This window comes from Chamaesiphon sp. OTE_8_metabat_110, from assembly GCF_031382685.1.
GTDB lineage: Bacteria > Cyanobacteriota > Cyanobacteriia > Cyanobacteriales > Chamaesiphonaceae > Chamaesiphon.
Map to the genome: position 1 here is coordinate 1 of NZ_JANMZA010000155.1, position 9,687 is coordinate 9,687.

The window sequence follows — 9,687 nt, forward strand, 5'->3', positions numbered from 1 at the left end:
GGCGGAAATCAACAAGACTTTTGACTTGTCGCCAAGCTGGTACATCGAAGCGCTCAAGTACATCAAGTCCAACCACGGTTTGTCTGGTGATGCGGCTGTCGAGGCTAATTCTTACTTGGATTATGCGATTAACTCCTTGAGTTAGTCTCGTCTCCACCACCCGAAGTTATCTGCAACTGCCGAGCGATGTCGTTGGCAATGGTAAATAACTTCGGGGTATTTTTTTGGCAATTTTTTCGGGAGTTGTCGCGATTCTCATTCTGAGAGGCTTCACCAACGAGTCTCTACCTCGCTAAACTTGTCTATATGACCGATCGAAATCTCCAGAATGGCATGAAGCACTGCCCCTACAGATAGAATTAATCTATCGGTACTCATGCGATCGAACATCGCCCTAACTATTATGGAAGACGAAGCGCAGATTCAAGCTGGCGAACCACTAACGATCGACCAAGCGATCGAAAATCTGGATGGGGAAGATCTCGGATTGCGCGCTTATGCCTCTTGGTGGCTGGGTAAATTTCGGGTTAACGATCCCCGTGCCATAACTGGACTGATTGCAGCTTTACAAGATGAAGCAGATCGGACTCCAGAAGGTGGCTATCCCCTCCGCCGCAGTGCTGCCAGAGCATTGGGCAAGCTGGGCGATCTTCAAGCCGTGCCAGCATTAATTGCATGTCTCAAGTGTGCGGATTTTTATGTGCGCGAGGCGGCAGCACAATCCCTGGAAATGTTAGGCGATCCGCGCTGTATCGAGCCGCTGGTAGAGTTCTTGCGTGCAGGCGTTCGCGATGGTCGGCTTTTACCCAATGGTGAAGATTTTTCCGAGCCTTACGATGCAATTTTAGAAACTTTGGGGACTTTAGGCGCGACGATCGCGGTACCATCGATTCAGCCTTTCCTAGAGCATCCAATTCCCAGAGTGCGATTTGCGGGGTTACGAGCGATGTACCAACTCACGCAGGATTCGCTCTACGGCGATCGATTAGTAGCAGCCTTATCAAATAAAGATTTACAAGTTAGACGGGCACTCCTGTCCGATTTAGGAGCCACTGGCTATCTGCCTGCTGCGGTGCCGATCTCCCAAACCCATGCCGAAAATAGTCTCAAACTAATTGCCCTCAAAGGGTTACTAGAAGCGCAAATTTTGCTCTCACCAGCAGATCGGTTATCCACAGGTGCGATCGAGGTGATGCAGTTGATGGATGAGTTATTGTAGCTCGATCCGATCGCTCGATAGACCTCCTGCAAACGTAAAAATACAATCTTTCCCAGTGTTGCTGAATCTGGGTATGATACCAATCGAAATCCCTCGCCCTCACCCCGCCCTCGCCTCCGGCTCTGGCTCCCCTCTGTCTTGTCGTTGTCTTGACGCACACAAACGGGAGGTTCCCTCCCGTTTGTGTGCGTCGCTTTTTTATTCGGGGGGAACCCTAGACATAAAAACGCCGCTCCCAAGCTTGGGAGCGGCTCGCGCTCCTCGGGTTCCCCGAGGGTTTAGCGCAACCTTGCAGCGAGACAAGACAGAGGGGCTGGGGGTGAGGGCAAGATTGGTGCATTTCATACCTCAATTCAGCAACGCCTCTTTCCCTATCCCCTATTAAGTTTTTAAAAACCCCTGGAAGCTGCAATGAGAAAGCTGCTAGTCTGGTTGCGGTAACTTCACTCAGCCGTTGACAATGCCAGCCAGCCAGATTCCACATATCCAGCCGCATCAAATTCTCGTCCAGCGTACCAATATGGGCGGTAGTGAGGCATATATTGGCTCCGTCACGCTGCAATGGTTGGCCGATCGGGTAAAATATGCCTCAGAGATGAGCTTACTATCAGAGCAGTATCAGCCTAGAGATAATAACATCGCGATTGATAGCGATAGTATCGAAGTCATCCAGCAACGTCCCCTCGACTGGAGCAGACAGGCTGCCTTAGTACAGTATTTAGCAGGGCGCACCACTCATAAATTCCCGCCCGTATTAGTGACGATCGACAGAAGTTGGGTGGATAATATTCATGCGCCAGAATGGGGTAGGGGTGGCAAAGCAACTGCATCAGCGGCGATGTTTGTGCCGATTGACGGTCATGAGAATTTTGGGCGATTGGATGTCGGCGAATCAGTGCGGATTTATGCGCTAGATGGGCAACATCGGTTGATGGGCGTACAGGGATTGATGGAGTTATTACGGGTTGGTGAATTGCCTAGATATAATAAATATCGCGAGCTGGTGGGCAATAAAATTACGATCGCCGAATTGGGGACATCGGCAGAGTATCTAGCGAGTTTACCGCAGGAGACGATCGGGATTGAGTTTATCTCGGCGGTGGTAAAAGATGAAACCCAATTAGCAGCGCGGCGACGGATTCGATCGATCTTTGTGCATGTTAATCTAATGGCGATCGCCTTGAGTAAAGGACAATTAGCGCAACTCGATGAAAACGATGGTTTTGCGATCGTCGCGCGAAATATTGCCGTCAATCATCCCTTATTAAAAGATCTCCCTGGACGTAGCCCGCGCGTAAATTGGGACAGTGCGACGGTAGCGACTAAAACTACCGTGCTGACTACACTCCAAGCTTTGCAAGATATGGCAGCAAAATATCTCCAATATCAGTTTCCCCACTGGAAACCCAAAGCCCAAAAAGGTCTAGTGCCATTACGCCCAGATTCCGCCGAATTAGCCGCTGGGATTGCCGCTTTCGGTCACTTATTCGACAGGTTATCCGAATTCACTAGTTACGGACGCTTAAAAGGGGAAGATACGCCCAAATTACGCCGCTTTAGTTTTGAAATCGCTGGTGGTGAAGGGCATTTATTATTTCGCCCAGTGGGACAAGTTGCCTTCGCTCAAGGGGTGGGCATGGCGGTTTTTAAAAAACAAATGGCTCAAACCGAGGTATTCCGTAAACTCGATCGTTATGATGCCGATGGTGGGTTTGGCAATATCGATTCATTTCAATCCCTGTGGTATGGGATTTTATACGATCCAAATAAGAAGCGAATTTTGGTATCTGGACGCGATTTAGCAGCGAAGTTAATCGTCTATTTATTGGGGGGTGTAGATAACGATTTCGATCGAGCCGAACTCCGCCGTCAAGTTGCCGAAGCCAGAACTGTCGGCGATTATGCGATGAGTTTCGATGGTAAGTTAGTCACGCCCCAGGAAGTTGGCTTACCGCCTGTTTTGACCTAGAGCTAGCAGGTAACATTGATAAATTTCCTGTCAAAGACAGGGAATAGGGGATACTCACATCTTGCACCAGCGGCTCGCGCATCACGGAGGTTCCCTCCCGTTCGATGCGTCAAGACAAGACAGTACATAAGACTAGACTCAAAACTACTATCCACCATCCACTATCCACCAGTAACTTTGTTTCGATGCAAAATCCAAAGATATTTATCTAAAAAGTGCATCGATTAAATCCGCTTATTTCATGTTTAGCAACCATTTGTAACAACTGATACTAAACGATCGAGTCGTTACCGTTAACTTATGGTACACAAAGTAAATTTTCATCCAAATTCAATCTGTATAGCTTAAAGCTAGCGAGAATTACCGCCATGACAGCAGCCATACCAGCCACCCAAAATAAGTTTGAGCGACTCAAATCAGAAAAAGACGGACTAGCACTCAAAGCCGAATTAGCAGAATTTGCCCGGATTGGCTGGGAAGCGATGGATGAGACCGACCGCGAGCATCGGTTGAAGTGGTTGGGCGTTTTCTTTCGTCCCGTGACTCCAGGGCGGTTTATGATGCGGTTGCGGGCACCGAGCGGGATTACGACCAGCGACCAGTTACGCGTGTTGGGCGATATCATCCAACGGTATGGGGATGACGGGAGTGCCGATATTACTACCCGCCAAAGCATCCAGCTTCGGGGGATTCGGATTGAGGATTTGCCCGAAATCTTTCGGAAGATGGCTGCTGTCGGGCTGACGAGTATGCAGTCGGCGATGGATAATGTCCGCAACATTACAGGTTCGCCTGTAGCAGGCATCGAAGCGGGGGAATTGTATGACACCCGCGAAATGATTCAGGAATTGCAGGATCGGATTATTAGCAAGGGTGAGGGCAATCCTGAGTTTAGTAATCTACCACCCAAATTTAACATCGCGATCGCGGGTTGTCGCGACAACTCGGTTCATGCCGAAATTAACGATCTTGCCTTCGTTCCGGCATTCAAAGATGATGTATTTGGATTTAATGTTTTAGTCGGTGGCTTCTTTTCGGGTAAGCGGTGCGATGCGGCGATGCCGATGAATGTCTGGGTGGCACCTGAAGAAGTTGTCGAGTTTAGTTTGAGTATCCTGCGCCTGTTCCGCGACAATGGTTTGCGTGCCAATCGGATGAAGGCGCGATTGATGTTTCTCATCGATGAATGGGGGATTGAAAAATTCCGGGCTGAAGCCGAACGCGTCTATGGCAAAACTCTCTTAGCTGCGGCACCAAAAGACGAAATCGAATGGGAAAAACGCGACCATATCGGCGTGTATCCTCAGAAGCAAGCGGGATTGAATTATGTCGGTTTACATATCCCCGTCGGTCATCTTAAAGCTGCTGATTTCTTTGAACTAGCCAGACTAGCGGAAGTGTACGGGACTGGCGAAGTACGATTTACGGTCGAGCAAAATGCAATTATTCCCAATATTGCCGATGCCAAGTTAGACCTTTTATTGAGCGAACCAACTTTAACCAGATTTCAAGTCAATCCTGGCAATCTCACCCGCACGGTGGTTTCTTGTACTGGCGCTCGATTTTGCAACTTTGCGCTGATTGAAACCAAGCAACATGCCGTATCGGTTATCGATGCAGTCGAAGCCAAGGTTGATGTCCCCAAACCAGTGCGGATTCACTGGACTGGATGCCCCAATTCTTGCGGTCAACCTCAAGTCGCCGATATCGGCTTGATGGGTGCCAAAATTCGCAAGGATGGTCAAACTGTCGAGGCTGTGGATATCTTCATGGGTGGTACTGTGGGTAAAGATGCCAAGCTCGGCGAAAAGGTGATGAAAGGAATACCACTATCCGAATTAGACGGCGTACTGGTTGGCTTATTAGTTGAAAAGTTTGGGGCGACAATCTCGGGAGTTTAATTAATCAGTTCGTCACTCATACTAGTCAAGGTTGTCAATAACTTGACAACCTTTTTTAAATTATATATTCAGCGATCGAGTCAATCGATCGAATCCAGGTAAAATAGCATCGCTATCCTGCCTAAGTTTCATGAAGCTCAACCAATTAATTGCCATCTTACAATCAGTCAAAACTACTCGCTGCCAGTATTATCGATCTATAAAGACTGGCAACACGATCCCAATTGGGGATGTTATGTCACTTTAGCAAAAGAAACAGTTAAAACCAAAAAAATTACCGACTTTGTGGTTGCCTCCGAAGCGACCGAACATCATCCCGCTCAAATCAAAGAAGTTTCCAAAGATATTGTCGAAGGAATTTGGAGTTTAGTCGAGTTTTCGGGAGCATTACCGCAAGATCGGGTCAATTCATTATTACGCCGTGTCGATAAACTCCAAAAAGCGACTATTCAAGCAAGAGAAGAAGCCAATAATCATCAAGCCCAATCCCGCCAAGTTGCCACAGCAATTTTTGGTTATCTATTCGCAGATTGAGTTATACTAGCGACCGAATACAAGTTCAAGTTTAGTGCCGAGAGTGTTTACAGGTTCGAGTCCTGTCTCCCAGACTATCCACCTGGGAGTAGGCAAACAAGTAGCTAGACACACTAGTCTAGCTGCGAGGTAAAGCCGCTGCTTCGCCATCAAATTTAAGGTTAAATTCAAGTTATTACTCTAACTTCATTATCAAACCTCGCTCCCTAGATCGACTTTTGCAAACCAACGCGTGTGAGACGTGAGTTCAAATCTCGTCCTTTGCTTATTTACTTGCAAAGGTAGTTTAGCGGTAAAACTTCACAGCATCAGACTAAGTTTGCGATAACTGGAAATTATTAGATAGGAATAGCGTTATAACTTATGAACCCGGCAACCAGGATAGCGTTGCCGGGTTTTCAATGGATGTTTTTATTATTTGTCAGATCGTTATATTTTCAGAGCTTTGGCGGTTGCAATCGAGCGCAACTTGACTATGCGCAAACTAATTTTGTTTAGCCGATTATCCAAGCAAAATGGATAGACAGTCGTTGCAGAGAGATCGAGATCGTGTCAATTATATCGGTCGGCATTTTTTCTAGATTTAGCATTAGCTTTCCTTATGGGAATGATAGTTGTTTATATACAAAATTTAATATATGTAGTGAGAAACGATACTGTTTTAAGGTTCAGTATTTTACGATTTTTAAAAAATAGATTTACCAAGTATTTATTGGGAATTGGTATCAGAAGTTACGGTTTTATCAACACTCAAAAACGACAATAGTATATGATTAAAGGCAAATTCAGACAACGCAATTTTAGCGTTTTCAATATGAGGAGCGGTCTGTAGATATATGAGTCAGTTTTCCAGAAGAAAGTTCATGCTTGCGTCCGGGATTACCGCCGCAGCTAGTGTCTTGACAAACGCTTGTAGTAAAAAAGCTGAAGGCGAGAAAGGTTCTACAACTACGACTACGACAACCAGTAGCACCACGCCAGCAACAACTGTAGCTGCTGGAGAGGCTCCTGAAGTCACTACCGCCAGAATAGGCTTCATTCCACTCACCGATTCAGCACCATTAATCATTGCTAAAGAGAAAGGTTTATTTGCTAAATACGGCATGAAAGATGTCGAAATCCTCAAACAAACTTCTTGGCCAGTTACCCGCGATAATTTGGAGACTGGCTCGGCTGGTGGCGGTATCGACGGAGCGCATATGTTGTCGCCGATGCCCTACTTCATGACGATGGGCATGACTAAAACTAAACAGCCAGTGCCGATGTACATCCTGGCACGGTTGAACACCAATGGTCAGGCAATTTCGGTTGCCAATACCTATAAAGATGCCAAAATCCAGCTTAAAGGTGCCGGATTCAAAGAGGCACTAGCCCAAGCCAAAACCAAAGCCGATGGTAAATCCGACCTCAAAGCCGCGATTACTTTCCCTGGCGGTACTCACGATCTGTGGATGCGGTATTGGTTATCTGCTAATGGTGTCGATCCTGCTAAAGATGTCTCCCTCGTACCCGTACCACCGCCACAGATGGTATCGAATATGAAAACAGCTAGTATGGAAGCCTTTTGCGTGGGCGAACCGTGGAATGCTAGGTTAGTCAACCAAAAGCTTGGTTATACTGCCCTAGTAACTGGCGAACTATGGAAAGATCACCCCGAAAAAGCCTTGGCGATGCGCGCTGATTGGGTAGACAAAAATCCTAAAGCAACTAAAGCACTGCTGATGGCAGTTCAAGAAGCGCAGCAATGGTGCGATAAGGCAGAGAACAAGGAGGAGATGGCTAAAATCGTTTCCAGTCCTAAGTGGTTCGATATTCCTGTTGCCGATATCCTGGGTAGGATTCAAGGCAAAATCGATTACGGCGACGGCAGAGTTGTAGATAATTATGCCAACTCGATGAAGTTCTGGGCAGACAATGCTTCCTATCCTTACCAGAGTCATGACATGTGGTTCTTGACTGAAAACATGCGCTGGGGGATGATTCCTACTGATTTTGTCAAAGCCAAAGAGTTGATTAAAAAGGTCAATCGTGAGGACTTGTGGAAAGCAGCAGCGACGGCGCTAAAGGTCGATGCTGCCCAAATTCCAACGAGTACTTCTCGTGGGGTGGAAACCTTCTTTGATGGGGTGAAGTTCGATCCAGAAAAGCCTGAAGATTATCTCAAGTCGCTCAAGATTAAGAAAGCTTAGATTAACTAGCGCAGCTCTACTCATGTAGAGCTGTCTGGGCAAATATAGGCTTTGACCATAAAAATACTAGTCCAATTTTAGCATCGAAGTATTAGTCTTTTTTATAACTAGGAGAATCATGGCAGTCAGTAGTAGTCAGAAAGTCACCAAGAATCGCCAGAGTCGCAATAGTAACTCGTGGATTATGAAGCAGGCGCGCGGAATTTTGCCACCAGTAGTTGCTTTGCTAGTATTTTTGGCAATCTGGCAAATATTGTGTCCGATAGGTTCTCAAGGTTTGCCAGGGCCAATTCAGGTCGTGCAGGGTGCTTGGGACCCATTTATTATCAATCCATTTTTTGATAATGGTGGTAACTCCAAAGGTTTAGCATTACAGGTATTTGCCAGCCTTCAGCGCGTTGCGATCGGATTTAGTATTTCAGCAATTGTGGGGGTAGGATTTGGGATTCTAATTGGTTCTAATAAGTTAGTGTATCGATCGCTCGATCCGATGTTCCAGGTATTGAGAACGATTCCACCTTTGGCATGGTTGCCGATCGCATTAGCAGCACTTAAAGACAATGGATTAGCGGCAATTTTTGTAATTTTCATTACTGCTGTCTGGCCGATTCTGATCAATACTACTGTGGGAGTGCAGCAAATTCCTCAAGATTATATTAACGTTAAACGGGTATTGAAATTATCTAATAAGGCTTATTTCTTCAAGATTTTATTACCAGCATCACTACCATATATTTTCACGGGTTTGCGGATTGGCATCGGTCTTTCTTGGCTGGCGATCGTGGCGGCAGAAATGCTCAGAAGCGACGTGGGAATTGGGTTCTTTATCTGGGAATCATATAATAATGCCTATCTCGATCGGATTATCTTGGCACTAGTCTATGTGGGAGTTGTCGGTTTTTTGCTGGATCGATCGATCGCATTTATCGCCACAAAAATTGTCGCTGAAGATCCCAGGTAAGACATGCGATCGATGCTAGTGGGATTGGGCGGGTTTGAATGAAGTTACTGGCAGAATCGACACTTGTGCCATTGTCTTGTCGCGCTGTCTTGACCCAAACGCTTAGCACGAGGAAACCGTCTAGCGACACGTCTTCGCCTACAGCGCGATTTCAGTCGCAAACCGTCCGGAAACAAAGGCGTGCGCGCGCCGCAAACCCGCCCCTACAGATTGTTCCTAAATAGAAGCTATTCACTATCCACTATCCACTAAACTATGTTTGTCCAAATCGACCACGTAGATAAAGTATTTCCGCTAGCTAATGGCGGGAAATATGTCGCCCTGAAAAATATCGAGTTAGAGATTCATGAAGGTGAATTTATTTCGCTAGTCGGGCACTCCGGTTGTGGCAAATCGACCCTATTAAATATGCTCGCTGGACTCGATCGAGCGACGGCGGGCGGGGTAATCTTGGAAGGACGCGAAATCACTGAACCCGGCCCCGATCGAATGGTAGTATTTCAGAATTATTCCCTATTACCGTGGCTGTCTGTCCGCGAAAATATTGCCCTAGCTGTCGATGAAGTCTACAGTAGACGACCCCAAGGCGAACGCCGCAGTATTATCGAGCATCATATCGAATTAGTCGGCTTGACTCATGCAGCCAAAAAGCGTCCAGGCGAACTATCGGGGGGGATGAAACAGCGCGTCGCGATCGCGCGTGCCCTAGCTATTCGCCCCAAATTACTCTTACTCGACGAACCTTTTGGTGCCCTCGACGCGCTGACACGGGGCGGCTTGCAGGAGCAATTAATGCACATCTGCGAAGAGAGTGGTGTTACCGCCGTTATGGTAACACACGATGTCGATGAAGCATTATTATTATCCGATCGAGTGGTGATGCTCACAAACGGCCCCGAATCCCAAATCGGTCA

At 46.9% G+C, this 9,687-nt stretch carries 7 protein-coding genes and 1 pseudogene; all 8 read left to right on the forward strand.

All coding sequences use genetic code 11. The features are described 5' to 3' along the window. Positions 1 to 145 (forward strand): annotated as a pseudogene (locus tag RMO52_RS05705) (phycocyanin subunit alpha); the annotation flags it as partial. A 258-nt stretch (positions 146 to 403) separates the two neighbouring features. Next, positions 404 to 1,219, forward strand: coding sequence for a HEAT repeat domain-containing protein (locus tag RMO52_RS05710; RefSeq protein ID WP_309742144.1), 816 nt, complete (start codon positions 404 to 406; stop codon positions 1,217 to 1,219). A 460-nt stretch (positions 1,220 to 1,679) separates the two neighbouring features. After that, a complete protein-coding gene (locus RMO52_RS05715; RefSeq protein WP_310411739.1) occupies positions 1,680 to 3,188 on the forward strand; it encodes a DGQHR domain-containing protein in 1,509 nt (502 codons plus the stop codon). A gap of 368 nt (positions 3,189 to 3,556) precedes the next feature. Beyond that, positions 3,557 to 5,089, forward strand: a complete 1,533-nt coding sequence (locus RMO52_RS05720) for a ferredoxin--nitrite reductase (protein ID WP_310411744.1) — start codon at positions 3,557 to 3,559, stop codon at positions 5,087 to 5,089. A 285-nt stretch (positions 5,090 to 5,374) separates the two neighbouring features. Beyond that, positions 5,375 to 5,623 carry a hypothetical protein gene (locus RMO52_RS05725; RefSeq protein ID WP_310411746.1) on the forward strand — a complete coding sequence of 83 codons (249 nt, stop codon included), beginning with the start codon at positions 5,375 to 5,377 and terminating at the stop codon, positions 5,621 to 5,623. Between the two features lie 836 nt (positions 5,624 to 6,459). Further along, a complete protein-coding gene (locus RMO52_RS05730) occupies positions 6,460 to 7,812 on the forward strand; it encodes a CmpA/NrtA family ABC transporter substrate-binding protein (RefSeq protein ID WP_310411749.1) in 1,353 nt (450 codons plus the stop codon). A gap of 118 nt (positions 7,813 to 7,930) precedes the next feature. Then, complete coding sequence (gene ntrB, locus RMO52_RS05735) at positions 7,931 to 8,773, forward strand: nitrate ABC transporter permease (protein WP_310411752.1); 843 nt, start codon at positions 7,931 to 7,933, stop codon at positions 8,771 to 8,773. A 255-nt stretch (positions 8,774 to 9,028) separates the two neighbouring features. Continuing rightward, positions 9,029 to 9,687, forward strand: a 659-nt coding sequence (locus RMO52_RS05740) for a nitrate ABC transporter ATP-binding protein (protein WP_310411754.1), incomplete at its 3' end; no start/stop codon positions are given.

Coding starts and splice junctions, on each gene's coding strand:
- RMO52_RS05710 (WP_309742144.1), top strand. CDS start 404: ATGGAAGACGAAGCGCAGATTCAAGCTGGCGAACCACTAACGATCGAC.
- RMO52_RS05730 (WP_310411749.1), top strand. CDS start 6,460: ATGAGTCAGTTTTCCAGAAGAAAGTTCATGCTTGCGTCCGGGATTACC.
- RMO52_RS05720 (WP_310411744.1), top strand. CDS start 3,557: ATGACAGCAGCCATACCAGCCACCCAAAATAAGTTTGAGCGACTCAAA.
- RMO52_RS05715 (WP_310411739.1), top strand. CDS start 1,680: ATGCCAGCCAGCCAGATTCCACATATCCAGCCGCATCAAATTCTCGTC.
- ntrB (WP_310411752.1), top strand. CDS start 7,931: ATGGCAGTCAGTAGTAGTCAGAAAGTCACCAAGAATCGCCAGAGTCGC.